The sequence below is a fragment of the Frankia umida genome, assembly GCF_023242945.1.
In the GTDB taxonomy this organism is placed as follows: domain Bacteria; phylum Actinomycetota; class Actinomycetes; order Frankiales; family Frankiaceae; genus Frankia; species Frankia umida.
Map to the genome: position 1 here is coordinate 1 of NZ_JALKFT010000147.1, position 236 is coordinate 236.

At 68.6% G+C, this 236-nt stretch carries 1 protein-coding gene; it reads right to left on the minus strand.

Annotation, left to right across the window (positions count from 1 at the left end; all coding sequences use genetic code 11):
* A partial coding sequence (locus tag MXD59_RS26170) for a beta-ketoacyl synthase N-terminal-like domain-containing protein (RefSeq protein ID WP_248827227.1) occupies positions 1-236 on the minus strand: 236 nt, incomplete at both ends.

A 236-nucleotide genomic window follows, 5' to 3' on the forward strand; every position in this document is an offset into this window, starting at 1 on the left:
CAGGGATGAGGAGCAGGCGGTGTCGACGGTGACCGCCGGACCTTCGAAACCAAAGACATAGGACACCCGGCCCGACGTGACGCTGCCGCTGTTACCGGTGCCGACATACCCCTCGAGGTCCGACGGACCGGCCGGCAGTCGGGAGGCGTAGTCGTGATGCATCAGGCCGCTGAAGACGCCGGTGGGGGTGCCGCGGAGGGTGTCGGGGTCGAGGTGGGCGTGTTCGAGGGCTTCCC